Genomic DNA, 19,749 nt, shown 5'->3' on the forward strand with positions numbered 1-19,749 from the left:
ACCTTTAAATTGTACCTCGCACGACGATACTTGTGGTCAGGCCATTTTCCTGGGAAATCAATTGGTTCCATCAACCAATGCCTGAATCTCTCCAACAAAACCTTCCACTTAGCTTCTCCGACTTTCTGAGATTCTTTAGTCGCGGACTTCCAAACGCCAGTCAATTGCAATGACGTGTTCATGGCATAACCTCAACAAAATCACTTTCACATTTATCAGGGTACTAGGTCATCCAAAGCCAGATTTAGATTCAAGACATTCACACGCGGCTCGCCCAACACGCCGAAGGTTCGCCCCTGGGTGTGAGTTACCACCAGCTCACGAACTTTTTGTTCTTCAAGATTGCGAGCCTGAGCCACGCGCGCGATCTGATATTCCGCGGCCTCGGGAGTAATATGGGGATCAAGTCCGCTTCCCGAAGCGGTGACCAAATCGATGGGCACCTCAGCACCTTCGCCATGGGCTGCCGTCAGATCGGCCGCACGTTGCTTGACCACCTCCAATTGCGCGGGATTCGTGGGGCCAAGATTGCTCCCCGTCGATGCCCCGCCGTTGTAATTCGCGGCCGAAGGACGACTCCAAAAATAGCGAGGACTCGTAAAAGCTTGCCCGATCAATTCCGAGCCGACAACTTTGCCATCGCGCTCAACCAAACTGCCGTTCGCTTTGTGCGAGAATGCCGTTTGTCCGACAAGCGTCATCGCCAGCGGATAAGCCACGCCGGTCAAGATTGTCATCGCCACAAACACAACCAACGCTTCACGAAAGGTTTTCATACTGATTCTCCTTGTGCCAGGCCACATGCGACCAGCACCATGTCTATGGCCTTGATGCCGATGAACGGCACGATCAAACCACCGAGCCCATATACGAGTAAGTTGTCTCGCAACATCCGCGCTGCACCCACGGCCCGATAAGGAACGCCTCGTAAAGCTAACGGCACGAGTGCGATGATAATGAGCGCGTTGAAAATTACTGCCGACATGATCGCGCTCGAAGGTGTGGCGAGGTTCATTACGTTAAGCTGATTAAGCACAGGATAGGTTGTCGCAAACGCAGCGGGAATGATCGCAAAGTATTTCGCCACGTCGTTCGATAGGCTGAACGTCGTTAGCGCTCCGCGAGTCATCAGCAATTGCTTGCCGATTTCGACGATCTCGATCAACTTCGTGGGATTGGAATCCAAATCGACCATATTGCCCGCTTCTTTGGCAGCCTGGGTGCCGGAGTTCATCGCCACGGCAACGTCGGCCTGAGCTAGCGCCGGAGCATCGTTCGTACCATCGCCCGTCATCGCCACCAGTCGCCCACCTGCCTGATATTCACGAATCAACTTAAGTTTCGCTTCAGGTGTGGCTTCGGCGAGAAAGTCATCCACACCCGCTTCTGCCGCAATCGCGGTCGCTGTAAGCGGATTGTCGCCGGTGATCATGATCGTCTTAATGCCCATGCGACGGAGCTCGCTAAAGCGTTCTTTAATGCCTCCTTTGACGATGTCTTTGAGGTAAACGACTCCTAAAGCGGTGCCTCCCTCAGCAACGACCAACGGAGTGCCACCCATTTTGGCAACTTCTTCGACAGACTTGCGTACTTCGCTCGGCAAAGTTCCGCCGCTCTCGACAACAAATTGCTCGATGCTGTCGGTCGCGCCCTTACGGATTTTGCGGCCATCTAAATCGACGCCGCTCACCCGCGTTTGGGCCGTGAAGGGAATAAACGTGGCGTGGAGGTCTTGCATGTTGTGACTACGCAAGCCGTATTTATTTTTGGCAAGCACCACGATGCTGCGTCCCTCAGGCGTCTCGTCGGCCAACGACGCCAGTTGCGCCGCGTTGGCAAGGGCTTCCGCGGTCACGCCAGGGGCTGGGATCAGTTCAACAGCTTGCCGGTTTCCCAGCGTGATCGTTCCGGTCTTGTCCAGAAGTAATACGTCCACATCACCAGCCGCTTCCACAGCGCGGCCAGACATCGCAATCACATTCGCCTGGATCATGCGATCCATCCCTGCGATTCCAATCGCGGAAAGCAACCCGCCGATTGTCGTTGGAATCAAACAGACCAGCAGTGCCACGATCACAGTCACCGTGATCGGCGTCCCCAGTCCTGCGGCGAGCACGCTGTATTTAGAAAATGGCAACAGCGTCACACACACGACGAGGAACACCATCGTCATCGCCGCAAGCAGAATATCAAGGGCGATCTCGTTAGGAGTCTTTTGCCGTTTGGCACCTTCCACCATCGAAATCATGCGTGCTAGAAAAGACTCGCTGGGATTAGCCGTCACACGAATGATGAGCCAATCTGAAAGCACCCGAGTACCACCAGTCACGCTGCTGCGATCTCCACCACTCTCGCGAATCACGGGGGCACTTTCGCCAGTAATTGCGCTTTCATCGACAGAAGCCACCCCTTGGATGACTTCACCATCGGCCGGGATCATCTGGTTGCTTTTTACATAGATGACATCGCCGCGACGCAACTCGCTTGACGACACTTCTTCATAGTCGTTGCCATGAAGCGTCTGCTGCCAATGCCCCTTCCATTCAAGCCGATGCGCTATCACTTCCCGGTGTGACTTGCGCAAATTCGATGCCTGTGCCTTGCCACGCCCTTCGGCCATTGCTTCCGCAAAATTGGCAAACAAGACCGTGAACCATAGCCAGCCAGACACGGAAAAAATAAATCCCAGCGATTCCTCTCCTTGGTTGAACATCCCGTAAATGCCAAGTCCCGTCGTCAGAAGGCTGCCAACGAACACGATGAACATGACCGGATTACGGAGTTGCCGACGAGGATCGAGTTTTCGAAACGAATCAGCTACTGCGCGTTGCACAATCGCTGAATCGAACAAAGGTCTTGCTTTAGAATTTGTACTCATGGTTTAGAGCGTCCTACGCCAATACAACTAAAGGGTCATCATTTGCAATTGTTCAACGATTGGTCCGAGCGCTAAAGCAGGGACAAACGTGAGCGCTCCAACCAACAGCACCGTGCAAACAAGCACGATCACAAACAGTGGTTGGTGCGTGGGCAATGTCCCCACGCTCGGCGGCGTGTATTTCTTGCGTGCCAACGCTCCCGCAATCGCCAGCACGGGAATGATCAGCCAATATCTGGAGGCAAACATCGCTAGTCCCAAGGCAGTGTTGTAAAACGGCTCATTGGCGGTTAGGCCCGCAAACGCGCTGCCGTTGTTGTTCCCCGCCGATGAAAACGCATACAGCACTTCCGAAAAACCATGGGCCCCCGGATTGTTCAGGTTGCTTTTGACTTCTTCGCCCGACATATATTCCAACCCCGGTCCCGATACCGCCCAAGCCGTGCCGATCAGCACAATCAACGGCGGTACCAAAATCACGAGCGAAGCCATCTTCATTTCAAAGGCTTCGATCTTCTTGCCCAGATACTCGGGCGTGCGCCCCACCATCAGGCCAGCGATAAACACGGCCACGATGGCAAAGACCAACAAACCATACAGCCCGCTGCCGACGCCACCGAATATGACCTCGCCCAGCTGCATCAGCCACATGGGAATCAATCCACCGAGCGGTGTGAATGAATCGTGCATCGAGTTGACGCTGCCATTGGAAGCCGCCGTTGTGGCCGTAGCCCACAAGGCTGAGTTGACAATGCCATAACGAACTTCTTTCCCTTCCATGTTGCCGCCGGCCTGCAGAGCTGACGCCTGATCATCAACTCCAAAGGTGGCATACTGCGGCACGCCCGCTTGCTCGAAGGCAATCGCGCCAATCACCAAAGGAACAAAGATGGCGAGCATTACCGCAAGCAAAGCCCAACCTTGCCGACGATCCTTGACCATCTCGCCGAATGTGAAGCAGAGCGCCGCGGGAATCAACAAAATCGAGATCATCTCGATCAAATTGGCCAGCGGCGTGGGATTCTCAAACGGATGGGCCGAATTCACATTGAAGAAGCCGCCGCCGTTGGTTCCTAACTGCTTGATCGCAATCTGCGAAGCGGCAGGGCCCATCGCCAATTGTTGTGTCACCGCATTGCCGTCGGCATCAGCCGCGGCTTCAAGAGTTGCCGCATCCTCGTATGGCTTGAAGTTTTGAATCACGCCCTGCGACATCAGCGCAACGGCAACAACAATCGAGAGTGGCAGCAGGACATAGACGATCGAGCGAACCAGATCGAACCAAAAATTGCCGATGGAATTGGTCGTGCGGCGTGTTAAGCCACGGATGAATGCCACCAGCACGGCCATACCCGTCGCGGCCGATACGAAGTTCTGGACCGTCAGCGCCAAGGCTTGCGAAGCATAACTCAACGTCGTTTCCCCACCGTAGCTTTGCCAATTGGTGTTCGTGGCAAAACTGGCCGCGGTATTGAAAGCGAGATCAGGTGTTGCGCCGGAAAGCTCTTGCGGATTGAACGGCAACATGCCTTGCAAGCGTAAAATCAAATAAACGACTGCGAAGCCAATCGCATTAAACACCAAGACGGCCAAGGTGTAGTGCTTCCATGTCATTTCCTCTTTTGGGTCTATGCCGGCTATCTTGTAGATGCCGCGCTCGCACCAACCCAACCAGCGATCGAGTCCACCAGGTTTACCTTCGTAAACACGAGCCATGTAAGTACCCAGTGGCTTGGCCAACGCCAAGAGCATACCGAGGTAGATCAACAATTGAATCCAAGAATTTACGTTCATGCGAACCACTCCGGCTTGAGCAGCGCGGCTGCCAGATAAACAAACGCCCCCAGCGACAAAACGAGCGCTACGATTTCTACCCCGTTCATGGCTTACCTCCCATCAGCCGCTCACACAAAACTATGAGCAGCCACGAGCAGACGGCAAACCCTGCCGCGATCGACAATGCTAAAAAATCACTCACAGCGAATACTCCTCAGAGAGTTGGCCAGCAAACCATTCGCTCGCCACTATTAGTATCGCGGGATCGACCTCAAGAGTGCGTCAAAAGTGATCGCAGAGATATCAAGATTTCATCAAGATTGCTGCCCAAAAACGTCATCCTGGGAAGGCATGTCTCACAGAAGGTGAGAAAGAATTGCTTTACCAGATTGCATGCCGCCTCGTTGTTCCTATTGAACGAGGTCCAGGTCGTAACAAACCATCTCTTCGGCGTTGCGCACGAAGAGCTTCCCATCAGCGATCACGGGATGGTTCCAAGTTATCCCTTCGACCGAGGGAATCTTCACGATTTCAATGGCTTTGTCGTGATCGGCTTTTAGCAAGACAAGGTCACCTTCTTCAGTCAAAATCAGCAGCGTTTCCATGTCCTTAACGAGCAGCACCTGACCGTGCCCAAAACCTCGATGCTTCCAAGCTCGCTCGCCAGTATCGGCATCGAGACACATAAAAATCGGTCCGTCGAAACCGTATAAAAAGCCTTCATGATGAACGCAATCATTGAAGTACGGCTTCATCGATTCGATCCAACCTTCTTGGGTCGTCCAGGTATCACCTTCATGGTGGACGTCGATTCGCATCGTGCCTCGGCCGTACCCGGTCCCAAGGTAGACCGACGTGTCAACCACGGTCGGCTGCGTAATGCGAGCCATTTCGCCAATGTCCCATTCATGCTTCCACAGCACATTCCCCGTTTGAGGATCCACTGACTGAACGCCGCGGTTGCTACTGATTAAGACTTGCTCAACGCCGTCGATTGTAGAAAGCTGTGGCGAACTGTAGCCGTGACTGCCAAACCCAACGGACCAAACCACTTTGCCGCTCTTGCGATCCAGTGCCACCAGCGCATTTTCTTCCCCACCGCCGGCGAACACGATGGCCGTTTCTTCCAAAACCAATGGTGAGCTGGCGAAACCCCACATCGGAAGCGGCACACCTAATTCTTTGATCAAGTCGAACTGCCAAACCGGCTCGCCCGTGGCAGCATCCAGACACTGCACCAATCCAGAAGCACCCGTGACATACAATTGCTTGTCGCGGAAAGTTGGCGTCGCACGAGGTCCAACACCTCCCATGGTCGCTTCAAAGCGTGACTTGGTCTGATTGGTCCAAACGGGTTTGCCATCCGCCACGGTGTAGGCTGAAACCAGTTCAAGATCACCTCGTTGCTCTTGTGTGAAAAACAAGGGCCCGACAACACAGAACGATGACCAACCCGGACCGATCGCATGCCGCCAACGCTCGGTTGGCGGTTTCGTTTCCCAATCCGTGTTGAAAGAAACGCCGGCTAAAATGCCGTCGCGATTGCGGCCACGAAACTCGGCCCAATCCGTGTCGGCGGCGTTGCTCGGCAAATCAAAATCCGCGGCCGGTTGCTGTTCCGACTTAGAATCGAGTGCCACGAGTTGCTCCTCCGAGGTTGGTTTCCACCTAGAGACGAGATTGAAATCGAAATTAGCATCCATCCTCCCGACGCGCACAAACAACGATCCAATCATCAAAATTGAAAACGCCAACAGCCCCGCCCAAGCCTGTCGTGGTAAACCAACTGTACGACTAACAAAAAATCCAAACACCATCAGCGTGAGCGACACCGGCAAGCCCCGGGTCAACATCACAATCCGCAAAGACGGATGCATGAGAAACATGGCGGCGATGAATACTCCGATGATCGACACCAGTCCAGCCAGCCGCTTGCGAAACGGCATCGCCCGCGATGAGAGCCACCATATCAATAGCCCGAGGGCACCCAACGCGGGAGCGAGTTGCATTGAAATAAAATGCAACATCGTCAGCGGTACGACCCACCCGGGGACGAGCAGCACCAACCACATCACAAAGACAATCAATACCGCCTGCCATAAACGCAGCGCCGATGCTTTGAAGTTGCCCGGCGAGATTGATTCTCCCGCATGCTCGGATCGGCCTTCGTCGTTGAGTTCCATATTCTTCGCTGGGGATAGAGTTACGAGCCGCAGAACCAAATTTACTTTGTGACATTTTTCGTCATTTTGTCAATTCTCCGCTTTTAACAAATACTGTCAATAGAGCGTCCTTCCGACACCTGCCGTGCTGGCGATTGACGTTCGTACATCTTTTATCAAGACTGGAAGAATGACTCAGAATAGCAAGGCCGACCAAATCGTTGCCGCGGCGGGCGACGTTTTCATGAGATACGGGTTTCGTCGTGTCACCATGGCCGATCTGGCCGCGGCTGCGCAAATGTCGAGACCGGCTCTCTATTTGGTCTTTCCCTCGAAAGAGCAAATTTTCATCGAGGTCGTGTCACGCTTATCGACGGAGAATCTTCGCCAGATTCGCGAGGGCATCAAACGATTGAAGACCGTCGACAAGCAGCTTGAGTTGGCGTTCGAGATCTGGTGCGTCCGTCCGTACGAAATGATCCGGGCTTCACCCGACGCCGCAGACCTTTACGACAGCATCAAAGAATTTGCCGCGGATGTCATCTGCAAAGTGGCTGACGATTTTGAAAGCCTCGTGGCGGAAATTCTTGAACCCTTGGTCCGTAAGCAAAAGGCGATTAAGCTTTCTCCTAAGCAAATTGCCCGCATGATGCGGACCTCATCCAAGGGCTTCGGCATGACGGCCAAAGACTCCGCGGATCTTCGCAAGCTCATCAGCGACATGCGCAAGATCGTGCTTGCAAGTCTCTCGTAGCCACGCCAAGCTTACGCCGGCATGGCATGGCCTTGCGGACCATTGAGCAGGGCGATCCGGCGACGGACATGCACGATGATCGTCGCATGCACTGCCAGTGCCACACCGAAGGCGAACAAGTGATCTCGCAAGTCAGCTTGTGCGGCATGCGACACCAACACGGTGCTGAAAATGCCCACCGGCAAGAACAAGCAGATGCTGGTGATCAGCCCCGGGTTGTATTGCTTCTTCACGATCGACGGCACGATATGGCCAAACGCGTTGAGCATTGGCAAATACATCGCCATCATCCCCAGCGACAGATCGACAAAGCAAGCCAGATACAGGGCGATTAAATCGAGTCCCCACACCAGCAGCGAATTGATCCAGAACGTCGCAATCGGTGTCAGCACTTCACGACCGCCACCGATCATGTTGTTGACCCACAAGCGGAAACGATCCCCGGCATGCTCTTCATACTGGTGCAGCATGTAGATGGGCAGCTGCAAATAAATCAGCCCCAACGCCACACCCGCGAAGTAAAACACGAACGGCGCCAGCACGACCAAAAAACTCGCGGTAAACAGCGCAGCATAAGGCCACTGCCATTTAGCCACCAACCAGTTCATTGTTCGCTCGCACATGATTGTTCCCTTGTTCGACAACGGGGGCGTAACACTTATAGAAAAGTGTACGCCAAAGTAAGCTAAAGTCGCTCGAAGAATTAGGCCGCACAATCGGCACATTCGGTTAGTCTTGTGCTGGCCGCAGTACCACCAGTGCATGCCCCGGGATCGCCAGCCGCTTCATATCCAAGAGGGCCGTCCCCGTACCGCCGTATTTGGGCGATTCGCTCGACCAGAGTATTTTCCATTCGCTGTTGCTGGGTAGTGCCAATAACGGCTGGCAAGCAGGCCGCCATTCGAAGTCACGGCCCAAGTTGAGAATCACCAATCGATCATCTCCCGCCGGGTCGAGCCATCTCAACAGCAATGCTTCCGGCCCAATCACCGCTCCGTGTAGCATCGTGGCATCTTGCCGCGAAAAGATCGGATCGCTCCGCCGCAACTTCAGCAGATCTTTATGCAGCAGCCACGCCTGTTGATTGGTTTCCAATTCATTCCAATCCAATTTCGAGGCTTCGAAAGTAGCACGCGAAACCGGATCAACGAGCGCTGAATCCACGGCTGCCCCCGCACTTCGTGGGAACCCTCGCAAGAACGCCCAACGACCTTGCCGCACAAGTTCAGCGATCTCGACCTCGTGATCGGCAAAGTAAAGAAACGGTTTCCATGACATGAACTCCTGCCCCATGAACAACAGGGGTGTACCCGGCGCTAAGAGTTGCAGCGCCGTGAGCGCCCGCCAGCGTCCCGGCGATGTGAGTTGATGCCCACGATGGCCATGCGTTGAGTTGGCCACCTGATCGTGATTCTGCAAAGCATTCACAAAATGCGGAGCGGGTATGTCCCAGCACGGCGTGCCGCGATGCTGACCTTGGCGCTGATTCCATTGCCCTTGATACAGAAAACCATATCGCGTGGCGGAAAGAATTTCCTGGGGCGAGCCCGTGAAGTCCGCGTAGTAAAACTCCGCATGGCCTGTCGCGGCGACGCGGCACGCATGATGAAAATCATCGTTCCACATGCCATCGAGTCCAAAGCCCCCTTCACCGATAGGTCTCACATCGCAACTTCGTTGATGTTCATCCTCGGCAAAGATCAAAATCTTTCGCTGCCCCGCTGCCGCACGTGCGACTTCACCCAGTTCAGCCAAAATATGCTTCGGCGAGTCATCAACAATCGCCTGAATCGCATCGAGCCGCAAGCCGTCGAGATGAAACTCTTCGATCCAATACTTCACATTACTCAGCACGAACTCGCGCACGTGCCGCGAATGCTTGCCATCGAAGTTGATGCCGTCTCCCCAATCGGTGTTGTGCTTTCTGGAAACATAATACGGAGAGAACGCGCCCGTGTAATTTCCCGTCGGGCCCAAATGGTTGTAAACCACGTCGAGGAGCACGCCGAGCCCAAGCTGATGAGCGCGATCCACAAACTTACGAAAATCATCAGGCCTGCCGTAGAGATGCGTCGGTGCATACCAACAGACACCGTCGTAGCCCCAACCGAACTCGCCGTGGAATTCCGCCACCGGCATCACTTCCACAAGCGTGACGCCCAATTCCACCAAATGTGGCAACTTATCCATCGCCGCTTGCCATGTTCCCTCGGGCGTCCACGTGCCGACGTGCAATTCATAAATAACCTGCCCCGGCAAAGTCACGCCTTGCCAGTTTTGGTCACTCCAATGAAAGCCCGAACCGTCGATTACTTCCGATGGACCATGCACACCCAGGGGCTGAAAGCACGAAGCCGGATCGGGATAGTTGTAGTCATCGCCATCGCCACGAAACGAATACCGCTGGCCGGCAACACCCTCGGACAGAAAGCCAGAAAAGTATCCCCCTGCCTCCCGCTCCAGCGGCAAACTCGTGCGATGCCCTTCGTCATGAAATAACACAACGGAAAGTACGCGACGCTTCGGCGCCCAAACACGAAAGTGGATGCCCCCTTCAACAACTTCGGCACCAACGGGGCGGTTTCTGTTTTGCTGCATAGTGGAAATCGAAGGCTTGTGATGAAGAAAATTTGCTTGTCGCTATTCTAGCAATTCGCAAACTTCACTCCTCCGCAAACAGCTCTTTAAGCCGCTTAGTTTGCTCCTCGCTCCAATTCTCGGGTGCCGTCACCGCGATCCAACCATCGATGTAACTCGACGCGGCGAAATTGTGCCCGTAACCATGCGGCACGCTTGTGGCCATTGGCAGGTCGAACGCCACTTGCAAGAACGTCACGATCGGCAGCCACGACAAATAAGGCGAAACATCCGGCCCGCGCTCGCCGATCAGCCATTGCGGCCGGCGGTACAGCAAGTCTTCGGAAAAAAATGTCATCGGGTCGCTGGCGTGTTGAATGTAAACAAACCGCATTGGCCCCCACCGCTTATTTCCTTCGTTGAGCGAACATTCGCGGCCCGTGAAACGCAGCATCGATCCGTCGCGAAACGTGGGAAGCCAAATCGGCGAATCAGGATTGCGATCGCGGGTCGTCCGTACCCAAACCTCGCTCGGAAAAGGCGGGCCGCTCCACAGTCCTCCTTGGATCGGATCTTCAAACACGGTAAACAAATCGGCACTCGCCGCCGAACCGAGTGCCCCCAAGCTTAATCCATGTACGTACAACTTGGGGCGGCTCTCCTCGGGCAACGTCGTCCAATAATAGTAGATTTCGTCGAACAACACTCGCGCCGATTCACGCGAGCGCGTGGGGTCGACCAGAATCGTGAGCCAACTCGGTAAATAGGAATACTGCATCGTGACCATCGCTGTGTCCCCTTTGTGCAGATACTCCACCGTGTCGACGCCCCCCGGATCGAGCCAACCCGTGCCGGTCGGAGTCGCAACAATTAAAACCGAACGATCAAACCCACCCACTCGTTTGAGTTCTTCGAGCGCAAGCTTGGCACGCTCTTCAACGGATTCTTCAGCCCCCATTCCCGCATAAACGCGCAACGGCTGCTCGGCTTCCTCGCCCCAGAACTCGCTAATACTCTCTTGCGTGGGGCCACCCACAATAAAATTCTTGCCCCGCCGACCCACGTCGTCCCAATCAATCAGCGACTCCTCGCTACCGGAAGCCGTGGAACGTGTCGGTTGCTCCACGCCATCGTCAACAACCTGATCCAATTGCAAGAATATGCCATCCGCCGCGTTCAAAAGCAGCCGCGCGAACACGTCGTTCACGATCAGCACTAATCCCACCAGCACCACGAGCGTACTCACAACATACGAAACCCGACGCGGCACAACAGCTGTGATCTTGCGGTGAACGTATCGCCACAGCATTCCGATTGCGCGAGCGATTGCGATCAACACCAAACCCGTGCCCAAAGCAATCAACGCCACGCGCCAGGGATAAGCCGTCGCGACGGGTTCCATCCCCATCAACTCACGAATCGAGTTCTGCCAAATAGTCGCACGCCACAAAAAGATCGCCACCACCACGGCCACCACCGTTGTAGTGACACGCTTACTAAGGGTTTGCAATTTTTCCTGAGGCTTGGGAATTTCTAAATACAGCCACAGCCAAACGAAGAACACCCCCACTCCATAACCGACGGCCAGTGCGAATCCCGACAAAATGCCCTGCACCACGAATGGCCGCGGCAATAACGACGGGCTCAGCGATGCTGCAAAGAACAGCGTGGCCACCGCCAAACCGACGAAAGAAAACGACGTCCAACCACGCCCCAGCCATTCACGCAATTTTAATATAATACTCAACATGCAGGCATTATGCCGTTTCGTGCGCGGCTCGCAACTCCAGACAAAAGCCATATATCCAGTGGCTGCACGGATCCACAATAATCAGTTATAATCAATCCACTCATCAAACCGCCAATGGTTGTGTAAGGTTTGGCAACCAATGGCCGTTTGTAACGTAACCCTTATCTTCTCATCATCCTGAAGGGGGCGCTAATGAACTCCTCGGCAGTCAAAATTTCCTTCATGAGCCTCGTGATCATGCTCATGCTTACAAGTCTTTTCACAAATTCGACACACGCCAGTTTCGGCTCTGAGGTACGGCAAATTGTCGCCTCCGACGGCGGTGCCGGGGCTCCCTTCGGAAACTCCGTCGATCTGAGCGGACCGATCGCGGTCATCGGCGCTTTCGGCGACGATAGTTTCGGCGAAGGCTCTGGAGCAGCCTATCTCTTCGATCTGAAGACTGGCGCCGAGTTACACAAGTTGACCGCGGCCGATGCCGCCGCCGGAGATTCGTTTGGCACGGTCGTCGCGATCAGTGGCAACACGGTCGTCGTTGGAGCAGATTTCAATGACGATGCGGGCAATGCTTCTGGATCGGCTTATGTATTCAATGCCGCTACAGGTCAGCAGCAGTTTAAGCTGACATCATTGGATGCCAAAAGTGGCGACCACTTTGGCCGTACTGTTGACGTCAGCCGCAATGTTGCAATCGTTGGGGCTCATGGCCATGGCGCTAATGACGACGAATACAATAATGGATCGGCTTATCTGTTCGACGTGACGACCGGTCAGCAACTCTTCAAGCTTGCGCCTTCCGATGTGAATAACCAAGATTGGTTTGGCTGGTCGGTGGCAATCCATGGCAACGTCGCCATCGTCGGCGCACGCTACGATGATGAAGCCGCCACCGATGCTGGCGCCGCATACTTATTCGACGTGACGACCGGACAACAGCTCTTCAAGTTGACGGCTGATGATGGTGCAACCGGAGACGACTTCGGCTGGTCGGTGGCGATTCATGGCAACAGGGCCGTCGTCGGTGCTCACCTCGACGACGACAATGGCGACTACTCCGGCTCTGCGTATGTTTTCGACATATTGACCGGCCAACAGTTGTTCAAGCTGACGGCCTTCGACGGCGCAACCGAGGACGAATTTGGCCGGTCTGTCGCTATTTCAGGTCAAATCGCCATAGTCGGCGCATCTCACGACGATACATTCGTCAATGCAGCCGGTTCCGCGTATCTGTTCGACATCAGCACGGGCCAGCTGCTCACCAAACTCACTGCTGATAACGCGACAAACAGCAGCTTCTTCGGCTACACCGTGGCCCTCGATGAACGCACCGCGCTGGTTGGTGCTCTTAACCATCAAATGCTCGGGACGGTCTATCAGTTCGCCATCCCTGAACCGGCCACAATAGTAATACTGACTACTTTAATCGTTGCCGCTTCAATGAATCGTCGCTATTAAACTTGTATTCGTTGCACGTCTTGAATTACGGGTATAATTGTCGACATGACCACCAAAGAAATTCTCGCACAACTGAAATCCCTCGGCAACGAGGCCCGCCGGAAGCACAACATCAAGGCTGGTGCGCCCGATAACCAATTTGGCGTGAAGCTGGGTGACCTCCGCACGCTGGCCAAGAAGATCAAAACCGATCACGAACTCGCGCTTAAACTTTGGGACACAGGCAACGTCGAAGCGCAACTTCTTGCGACGCTCATCATCAAGCCGACTTCGCTCACCACCAGCGAACTCGACAAATTGACTCGCTCCACAACTTGTGCGCAGGTGGCCGATTGGCTTAACGCCTATGTCGTCGCCCAACATCCCGAGAAGGATTCGCTCCGCGAGAAATGGATGAAGGCGAAAGATCGCTGGGCCGCTCGCGCTGGCTGGAACCTCACCGCTAGCCGGATCAACAAAGGGACTGACGACTTCGATCTCACCGCACTCCTCGATCTCATCGAGAAAGAAATGCCTAAAGCCATGCCCGAGGTCCAGTGGACCATGAACAACACGCTCGGCGCGATTGGCATTCACAACCCCAAGCTCCGCAAGCGCGCGGTCGCTATTGGCGAAAAAATCGGCCTCTATCGCGACTGGCCGGTCTCCAAAGGTTGCACTCCCCCTTATGTGCCAGTTTGGGTCGAAGCCATGGTAAAGCGGCAGGGCTGACGAGTTTTGCGCATTGCTGCATGCACTCCGTTTTTTTAACCAGTTCTATCTGCACCAAAATGGCTGAAGCAGTGGATCTCTCAGCAACTTAGAAACCAATCATGGCGGTTTGACATGACAGCCGTTACAATTCTCAAGTTCCCACGCAAGTCATCCTGCCCCCGATACTTGGACATCGCCCTCTCTGGAGATATCAAATGCTCAAGCTGTCGTTACGACGCCTAATGATTCCTTTACTGGTACTTTCGGCGTTCGGATTTCGCACATCAAGCGATAGCTTCGCGCAACAAACGCCGCAGGTACTTTATAAAACCGCCAAAGTCGGCGACCTCGATATTTTCTATCGTGAAGCCGGTCCGAAAGACGCTCCCACGCTCCTGCTGCTGCATGGCTTTCCCACGAGCTCACAGATGTTTCGCAATTTACTCCCCGCGCTGGCGGACAAGTATCACGTGATTGCTCCGGACTATCCCGGCTATGGCCACAGCTCGATGCCCGACCACGACAAATTCGAGTACACGTTCGACAACGTGGCCCAAGTGATGGACGAGTTCACCAACAAAATCGGGCTGACGAAGTATGCCCTGTATGTGCAGGATTACGGCGCGCCGATTGGCTACCGCCTGGCTTCCGCTCATCCGGATCGGATCACCGCCATCGTGGTGCAAAACGGCAACGCCTACGACGAAGGGATCGACAACGACTTTTGGAAGCCGGTTAAAGCCTACTGGAGTGAGCCTGACAGCAAAGAAAAGCGTGACGCCCTTCGCAGTCTGCTCACCTATGACGCTACGAAATGGCAGTACACCGAAGGCGTGAAGAACCTCGAACTCGTCAGCCCCGACGGTCCGACCCACGACCAGTTTCTGCTCGACCGAACGGGCAACGACGAAATTCAACTCGATATGTTTCTCAGCTACGGCAGCAACCCTCCGCTCTATCCGAAATGGCAAGAATATTTTCGCAAGCATCAGCCGCCGATGTTGATCGTGTGGGGCAAAAACGACAAGATTTTTCCGCCCGAAGGTGCCGAGCCGTATAAGCGTGACCTCAAAACGTTGGAATTCCACTTGCTTGACGCCGGCCATTTTGCCTTGGAATCCAATGGCGACGAGATTGCTTCTTACATGCGAGATTTCCTTGGCAAGCATGTGACGACTCCGTCAGACGCACACTAGCGACGAAAGACGTCGACCATGTCTGCACACCCACCTGCTGACGATCTAACTTTCTCGAGCGACATCGCCTTTACCCCGGCCGTCAAAACGATTCAGAGTCAAAAGGGCTCCCGGGCAAGTTATGCCCGCATGGAGCAAGGCGGGAGTTGGCAGACGACAGTCACTCCCCAGTTGGCAGAGTTCTTGTCTAGCTTGGATATGTTTTATCTCAGCACGGCGAATGCCCAGGGCCAGCCCTATATTCAATATCGCGGCGGCTCGCCAGGGTTTCTGAAAGTCCTCGATGAGCACACGCTCGGCTTTGCGGACTTTGGCGGCAATCGCCAATACATCACGCTCGGCAATCTTTCGGAGAATCCACAGGCATTCATCTTCTTGATGGATTATGCGAACAGCCAGCGCGTCAAACTTTGGGGCAAGGCACGAGTGATCGAAGGGGATGCGGCTCTGGAAGAGCAGCTTCGAGATTATAAATATCCAGGCAAAGTGGAACGGGTCCTTCTCTTTACCGTCGAAGCCTGGGATGTGAATTGCTCGCAGCACATTCACCAGCGGTTTTCGCAGCGGCAGATCGCGCCACTGATCGAACAACTCGAAGAGCGGATTGCGGATTTGGAGTCGGAAGTGAAGCACCTGAGATCCCAACTCGCTGCCAACGAGAGTCCCTCATGACAAAAAGCAGTCCCTAAGTGCGAACATCTTGGAACTCGGGTGTGTCTTATATCCACACCAACGGGGACCGAATATTTTGGATAACCTCCCGCTTCGCAACATTGGATGGAAGCCATTCTTCGAGCAACAAGTCTCCCCCAAGATGCTGGAGACTACGGTGGTGGCACGTGTATCGGCTCACCATGGAAGTCAAGTTCTTATGCTGGGGACGGCAGGTGAATTTCGCGTTCCGACGCAGCTTGCCGAATCTGTCGGTGAAATCGCAGTCGGTGATTGGCTCGTGCTCTCTGCCAAGGACCACCGTGCCGTCGAGCGGCTTGAGCGACAGACATTACTGTATCGCAAAGCCTCGGGCGAGGAAGTAAAACCTCAGCTTCTCGCAGCAAACGTCGACACGATCTTCATCGTCAGTTCGTGCAACGAGGAATTCAACTTGTCGCGCATCGAAAGATATCTGGCACTGACAATTCAATCCGGGGCAACTCCCATCGTGATTTTGACAAAGGTTGATCTTTGTGGCGACCCTGCCACGTTGCGGCGACAGGTCGAGCAGATTCATTCCGGATTGTTAGTTGAAACTCTTGATGCACGCGAGTCCGTTCAGGCAGAAACGCTGACTGCTTGGTGCGGTTCGGGACAAACTGTGGCACTCTTAGGTTCATCCGGCGTGGGAAAGTCGACTCTCGCCAACTCCCTGGGAGCGGGCACTCTGGCGACAGGCGAGATTCGCAATAAAGACGGCAAGGGTCGACACACCACAACGTCACGGTCTCTCCATCTGCTGCCCAGCGGTGGCGTCTTGGTCGATAGTCCTGGAATCCGCGAGCTGCAATTACCAGCTTGCGAAGACGGTCTGCTGCACGTATTTGAAGATGTCTTCCAAATTGCCGCTCTCTGCCGTTTCAGCAATTGTAGTCACGACGGCGATGCGGGCTGCGCTGTGATAGCTGCCGTAGAGTCGGGCGATCTCGACCCGCGGCGCTTTGCCAATTTTCAGAAACTCATCGCCGAACAGGCACACAATTCAAGAACCTTGGCAGAACGTCATGAGCGCGATCGAAAAATGGGCCGGTTCTTTAAATCGGTCCTCGAGACCAAACAGCGTTATCGTGAAGAGAACTGAACGGGTTCGTGGCAACGATACTGATTCTATTTATTGACCTGCAGCCGGTTCCACAAAACGTGGAGCCGGCTATTTAGTTGAGGCTACTACCTGCATGCTGGCGAAGTTATCCATTACGGCGCGAGAATTGCCTAAGTGATACACGGAACATCCGGACACAGAGAGGGCCCCGCCATGTATTTTCTTCCAAAAATGCTTGTTCGCCTCGTAAAGACGGGCGAAGTATTCGTCGTGCAACGTATTACTGGCAACAATTGCCTGGAAATTTTCGACGGTGTTAAGAAAGCCGTCGTGCGGCCATCTGAACTCAGACGGGCCAACTCGGTTTAGGCAGAACCGGAGTTGTATTTAGGTTGCGGCCATCTGCATTCGCTGATGCCAGTACTTGTCAGGTTTCCATCACCAAATGTTCTAGCCGGAAAGCTCGCCCTATGGCCGAGAAGTACGAACCCACACAGTTGCAAATTCGCGACGGCTGTCGATTAATTCAAGAAGCTTGGAGTGTCGCTGAGCGCTGTCGTCGAGCTGTGTGGCTGCACAAGGATGACTTACGCGCGTCGATCCCTCAATTCAGTCACGACGATATTCGCTTTGCCTCACGCGGCCATAGTGAAGGACAGTAACTCATGGCGCCGGTATTGGTTTTTCAATAGACATGAAGGAGCAAGATGATGAAGTTTTATTGTGCCGTTACCATCGCGTGCTTAGCCTTTGTGAACATTGCTGGAGCAGCTGACTTTAATAATGTCGTATCCGTGGGAGACAGTTTGCTGGACGATGTGTTAGGGCTGAGAAGCCCATTGGTTTCGGAACACTTGGCCGATCGGCTCGATGCGGACCTCACCCAACTGGCTCGCATTGGTGCGACCTCTGGTGGATTGATTCGACAAGGGCAGCACACGCAAGCCGCTGCGGAATTCGGCCCGGGAGACTTGGCCACCTTATGGATTGGCGGCAACGATTTTTTCCTCAGCATGGCCAACCCTTTTGGCGTGAAGAGTGGCAACTTCCGTTTCCTCGATACTCTGGAAGGTAATGTCGATACGATCTTGGGCACTCTCCGCGGAGCGGGGCTCGAAGTGCTTGTTTTCAATTTGCCAGATATGGCGGCCGTGCCAGTGAGCGACGTGTTGACGATTTTTAATTCGCGTCTGGAAAATGTCACTGAGGCCACGCTGGAGTGGAACGATCGGCTGGCTGCGCTTGCCGACTCACATGGCGCGCATCTGGTGGATGTCTACTCTTATTTTGAAGATGTGGCTGCCAATCCAGAACAATACAAAATAGCCGGCAATGAGTTGGTGTTAGGCCCCGAATATGGATGCGAGCTCTGCGTGTTTGCCGAGCCAATCCATCCCTCGAAATTGGGCCAAGGCTTACTCGCCAATCTTGCGATTGATGTTTTCAATGAAGCGTTCCCTTCCAGCACTCCGCTCGAACGACTCACGGAGGCGGAGCTTGCGCAACTCGCGGGGGTCAATCCAATTGGTGATTTTTTAAACCGCTGGCAAGAATCATTTGGCCAGGACGACGGTGGTGATTTCGATGGCGACAACGACACCGATGGCCGTGACTTTCTCGCCTGGCAGCAACAACTCGGCAGCGCCCCTGAGGGGGCCGTGAGTACAGCCATACCGGAACCGTCTTCTTGGATGCTACTGTCGCTCGCAGTGATAGGTTGCGTATATCCCAAACGGCATAGAGCCGTCCAGAAACTCTAAAAACGCACCGCCCTGGTCGGCGCCCTCGAGCGGCCAAGGCGTGGGTCGGCCTATCAATTCGTCATTCCACCATTGATTAAGCAACACGGGTGGGCAAATGTTCTGAGACCTCTCCTGGTGATCAAGTCGAGCGCAGTAGCGGATGCTTGGTATATGCCTCGGGCATTTTCAGCAGCGGATCGAACAACTTTGCCTCCTCGCGGCGATGGCCAATCGCGCGGACGTAACCGAACGAACGACCCGCATCCGCTTCCAAGGTGCGAATCTCGCTCTCGTTTTCAGGGGCGATCAGCTTGAGCCAATCCAGCCAGTATCGCCAGCCATCGGCGAGCGTATCTGCTACAGCAACTTCCACCGCACCGCCTCGCTCCCAATGATTCCGCCACCAGTCGGCAGAGTGCATGCAGTGCGCCATTTCGTGGGCCCACCATTCCGACAGATGCTCGGGGATTGGCTCGTTCATTTCGTGCGTGTAGCCAGCCATCGCAATTGCCACGGGGCCGCCCGATTTGACGAACCGTGCCAAATAATTCATGTACAGGTCGTCGGTGCCATAAAACATGAACGAGTCGATGGACACGACCGCATCGAAGAAATTTTCCGAAAACGGTAACGACCGCGCATCGGCGGAAATCGGAAACACACCATTCTGAGCCCCAGCGTCTCGAATACGCCGGATGTTTTCAGACGCACTGAACCATAGATCGGTCGCCCACACTTCGACGCCGAACTCACGGTGGAGGAAAATCGAAGACAGTGCACGCCCACAGCCCAAATCAAGCACGCGCATGCCGGGCTTCAGATCGAGCCCTTCGCACAGCCACTCGGTAAGCCACAGCGAATTGGCTCCACCGCTCACGCTATTGAGCACCCACTCGGGATTGTAAGCTCTGGCGCGCGGAAAACGATCAGACATCAGACGAGAGTCGATAGGCAAAGTGATTCTCCTAGAAGATAAAAGATCGCACGTTGGACACAAACACGGCTGCGAA

At 54.4% G+C, this 19,749-nt stretch carries 18 protein-coding genes; 9 read left to right on the top strand and 9 right to left on the bottom strand.

From position 1 onward, the window contains the following. Window positions 1–215 precede the first annotated feature (215 nt). The 5 genes from kdpC to AC6T8Q_RS17680 all read right to left on the bottom strand — a co-directional run bounded on the left by kdpC (window position 216) and on the right by AC6T8Q_RS17680 (window position 6,837). Window positions 216–776 carry a potassium-transporting ATPase subunit KdpC gene (kdpC, locus tag AC6T8Q_RS17660; protein WP_500680340.1) on the bottom strand — a complete coding sequence of 187 codons (561 nt, stop codon included), beginning with the start codon at window positions 774–776 and terminating at the stop codon, window positions 216–218. Then, window positions 773–2,878, bottom strand: a complete 2,106-nt coding sequence (gene kdpB, locus AC6T8Q_RS17665; RefSeq protein WP_500680341.1) for a potassium-transporting ATPase subunit KdpB — start codon at window positions 2,876–2,878, stop codon at window positions 773–775. Before kdpB ends, kdpC begins: the two co-directional genes overlap by 4 nt. A gap of 27 nt (window positions 2,879–2,905) precedes the next feature. Further along, window positions 2,906–4,672: a potassium-transporting ATPase subunit KdpA gene (gene kdpA, locus AC6T8Q_RS17670; RefSeq protein ID WP_500680342.1), complete on the bottom strand. Its 1,767-nt coding sequence runs from the start codon at window positions 4,670–4,672 to the stop codon at window positions 2,906–2,908. Continuing rightward, window positions 4,669–4,761, bottom strand: a complete 93-nt coding sequence (locus AC6T8Q_RS17675; protein WP_496921512.1) for a potassium-transporting ATPase subunit F — start codon at window positions 4,759–4,761, stop codon at window positions 4,669–4,671. Before AC6T8Q_RS17675 ends, kdpA begins: the two co-directional genes overlap by 4 nt. Before the next feature lie 303 nt (window positions 4,762–5,064). Further along, window positions 5,065–6,837: an outer membrane protein assembly factor BamB family protein gene (locus AC6T8Q_RS17680; RefSeq protein ID WP_500680343.1), complete on the bottom strand. Its 1,773-nt coding sequence runs from the start codon at window positions 6,835–6,837 to the stop codon at window positions 5,065–5,067. A gap of 169 nt (window positions 6,838–7,006) precedes the next feature. Here AC6T8Q_RS17680 and AC6T8Q_RS17685 point away from each other — a divergent pair, with 169 nt between their 5' ends. Beyond that, window positions 7,007–7,570 (top strand): TetR/AcrR family transcriptional regulator, encoded by a 564-nt coding sequence (locus tag AC6T8Q_RS17685; RefSeq protein WP_500680344.1) that lies wholly within the window; start codon window positions 7,007–7,009, stop codon window positions 7,568–7,570. An 11-nt stretch (window positions 7,571–7,581) separates the two neighbouring features. Here AC6T8Q_RS17685 and AC6T8Q_RS17690 read toward each other — a convergent pair whose 3' ends face one another. The 3 genes from AC6T8Q_RS17690 to AC6T8Q_RS17700 form a co-directional block, all read right to left on the bottom strand. Continuing rightward, window positions 7,582–8,193, bottom strand: coding sequence for an HXXEE domain-containing protein (locus AC6T8Q_RS17690; protein ID WP_500680345.1), 612 nt, complete (start codon window positions 8,191–8,193; stop codon window positions 7,582–7,584). Between the two features lie 106 nt (window positions 8,194–8,299). Beyond that, on the bottom strand, window positions 8,300–10,168 hold the full coding sequence (gene treZ / locus AC6T8Q_RS17695; protein ID WP_500680346.1) for a malto-oligosyltrehalose trehalohydrolase: 1,869 nt from the start codon (window positions 10,166–10,168) through the stop codon (window positions 8,300–8,302). Between the two features lie 64 nt (window positions 10,169–10,232). Continuing rightward, window positions 10,233–11,897, bottom strand: coding sequence for an alpha/beta hydrolase (locus AC6T8Q_RS17700; protein WP_500680347.1), 1,665 nt, complete (start codon window positions 11,895–11,897; stop codon window positions 10,233–10,235). A 192-nt stretch (window positions 11,898–12,089) separates the two neighbouring features. On the opposite strand from AC6T8Q_RS17700, the gene AC6T8Q_RS17705 reads away from it, so the two are divergent. The 8 genes from AC6T8Q_RS17705 (at window position 12,090) to AC6T8Q_RS17740 (ending at window position 18,757) form a co-directional block, all read left to right on the top strand. After that, a complete protein-coding gene (locus tag AC6T8Q_RS17705; protein ID WP_500680348.1) occupies window positions 12,090–13,352 on the top strand; it encodes an FG-GAP repeat protein in 1,263 nt (420 codons plus the stop codon). A gap of 45 nt (window positions 13,353–13,397) precedes the next feature. Further along, window positions 13,398–14,063: a DNA alkylation repair protein gene (locus AC6T8Q_RS17710; RefSeq protein WP_500680349.1), complete on the top strand. Its 666-nt coding sequence runs from the start codon at window positions 13,398–13,400 to the stop codon at window positions 14,061–14,063. 224 nt (window positions 14,064–14,287) lie between these two features. Beyond that, window positions 14,288–15,241 carry an alpha/beta fold hydrolase gene (locus tag AC6T8Q_RS17715; RefSeq protein ID WP_500680350.1) on the top strand — a complete coding sequence of 318 codons (954 nt, stop codon included), beginning with the start codon at window positions 14,288–14,290 and terminating at the stop codon, window positions 15,239–15,241. Between the two features lie 18 nt (window positions 15,242–15,259). Then, complete coding sequence (locus AC6T8Q_RS17720) at window positions 15,260–15,913, top strand: pyridoxamine 5'-phosphate oxidase family protein (protein ID WP_500680351.1); 654 nt, start codon at window positions 15,260–15,262, stop codon at window positions 15,911–15,913. 160 nt (window positions 15,914–16,073) lie between these two features. Next, window positions 16,074–17,036, top strand: a complete 963-nt coding sequence (gene rsgA / locus AC6T8Q_RS17725) for a ribosome small subunit-dependent GTPase A (RefSeq protein ID WP_500680352.1) — start codon at window positions 16,074–16,076, stop codon at window positions 17,034–17,036. Between the two features lie 174 nt (window positions 17,037–17,210). Then, window positions 17,211–17,366, top strand: coding sequence for a hypothetical protein (locus tag AC6T8Q_RS17730; RefSeq protein ID WP_496921502.1), 156 nt, complete (start codon window positions 17,211–17,213; stop codon window positions 17,364–17,366). Window positions 17,367–17,467: 101 nt separating this feature from the next. Continuing rightward, window positions 17,468–17,659, top strand: coding sequence for a hypothetical protein (locus AC6T8Q_RS17735; protein WP_496921501.1), 192 nt, complete (start codon window positions 17,468–17,470; stop codon window positions 17,657–17,659). Window positions 17,660–17,707: 48 nt separating this feature from the next. Next, a complete protein-coding gene (locus AC6T8Q_RS17740; RefSeq protein ID WP_500680353.1) occupies window positions 17,708–18,757 on the top strand; it encodes a GDSL-type esterase/lipase family protein in 1,050 nt (349 codons plus the stop codon). A gap of 121 nt (window positions 18,758–18,878) precedes the next feature. On the opposite strand, the gene AC6T8Q_RS17745 is transcribed toward AC6T8Q_RS17740, so the two are convergent. After that, window positions 18,879–19,673 carry an SAM-dependent methyltransferase gene (locus AC6T8Q_RS17745; protein ID WP_500680354.1) on the bottom strand — a complete coding sequence of 265 codons (795 nt, stop codon included), beginning with the start codon at window positions 19,671–19,673 and terminating at the stop codon, window positions 18,879–18,881. Window positions 19,674–19,749 lie beyond the last annotated feature (76 nt).

This window comes from Bythopirellula sp. (assembly GCF_041737835.1).
Taxonomy (GTDB): domain Bacteria; phylum Planctomycetota; class Planctomycetia; order Pirellulales; family Lacipirellulaceae; genus Bythopirellula.

Coding starts and splice junctions, on each gene's coding strand:
- kdpC (WP_500680340.1), bottom strand. CDS start 776: ATGAAAACCTTTCGTGAAGCGTTGGTTGTGTTTGTGGCGATGACAATC.
- kdpB (WP_500680341.1), bottom strand. CDS start 2,878: ATGAGTACAAATTCTAAAGCAAGACCTTTGTTCGATTCAGCGATTGTG.
- kdpA (WP_500680342.1), bottom strand. CDS start 4,672: ATGAACGTAAATTCTTGGATTCAATTGTTGATCTACCTCGGTATGCTC.
- AC6T8Q_RS17675 (WP_496921512.1), bottom strand. CDS start 4,761: ATGAACGGGGTAGAAATCGTAGCGCTCGTTTTGTCGCTGGGGGCGTTT.
- AC6T8Q_RS17680 (WP_500680343.1), bottom strand. CDS start 6,837: ATGGAACTCAACGACGAAGGCCGATCCGAGCATGCGGGAGAATCAATC.
- AC6T8Q_RS17685 (WP_500680344.1), top strand. CDS start 7,007: ATGACTCAGAATAGCAAGGCCGACCAAATCGTTGCCGCGGCGGGCGAC.
- AC6T8Q_RS17690 (WP_500680345.1), bottom strand. CDS start 8,193: ATGTGCGAGCGAACAATGAACTGGTTGGTGGCTAAATGGCAGTGGCCT.
- treZ (WP_500680346.1), bottom strand. CDS start 10,168: ATGCAGCAAAACAGAAACCGCCCCGTTGGTGCCGAAGTTGTTGAAGGG.
- AC6T8Q_RS17700 (WP_500680347.1), bottom strand. CDS start 11,897: ATGTTGAGTATTATATTAAAATTGCGTGAATGGCTGGGGCGTGGTTGG.
- AC6T8Q_RS17705 (WP_500680348.1), top strand. CDS start 12,090: ATGAACTCCTCGGCAGTCAAAATTTCCTTCATGAGCCTCGTGATCATG.
- AC6T8Q_RS17710 (WP_500680349.1), top strand. CDS start 13,398: ATGACCACCAAAGAAATTCTCGCACAACTGAAATCCCTCGGCAACGAG.
- AC6T8Q_RS17715 (WP_500680350.1), top strand. CDS start 14,288: ATGATTCCTTTACTGGTACTTTCGGCGTTCGGATTTCGCACATCAAGC.
- AC6T8Q_RS17720 (WP_500680351.1), top strand. CDS start 15,260: ATGTCTGCACACCCACCTGCTGACGATCTAACTTTCTCGAGCGACATC.
- AC6T8Q_RS17730 (WP_496921502.1), top strand. CDS start 17,211: ATGTATTTTCTTCCAAAAATGCTTGTTCGCCTCGTAAAGACGGGCGAA.
- AC6T8Q_RS17735 (WP_496921501.1), top strand. CDS start 17,468: ATGGCCGAGAAGTACGAACCCACACAGTTGCAAATTCGCGACGGCTGT.
- AC6T8Q_RS17740 (WP_500680353.1), top strand. CDS start 17,708: ATGAAGTTTTATTGTGCCGTTACCATCGCGTGCTTAGCCTTTGTGAAC.
- AC6T8Q_RS17745 (WP_500680354.1), bottom strand. CDS start 19,673: ATGTCTGATCGTTTTCCGCGCGCCAGAGCTTACAATCCCGAGTGGGTG.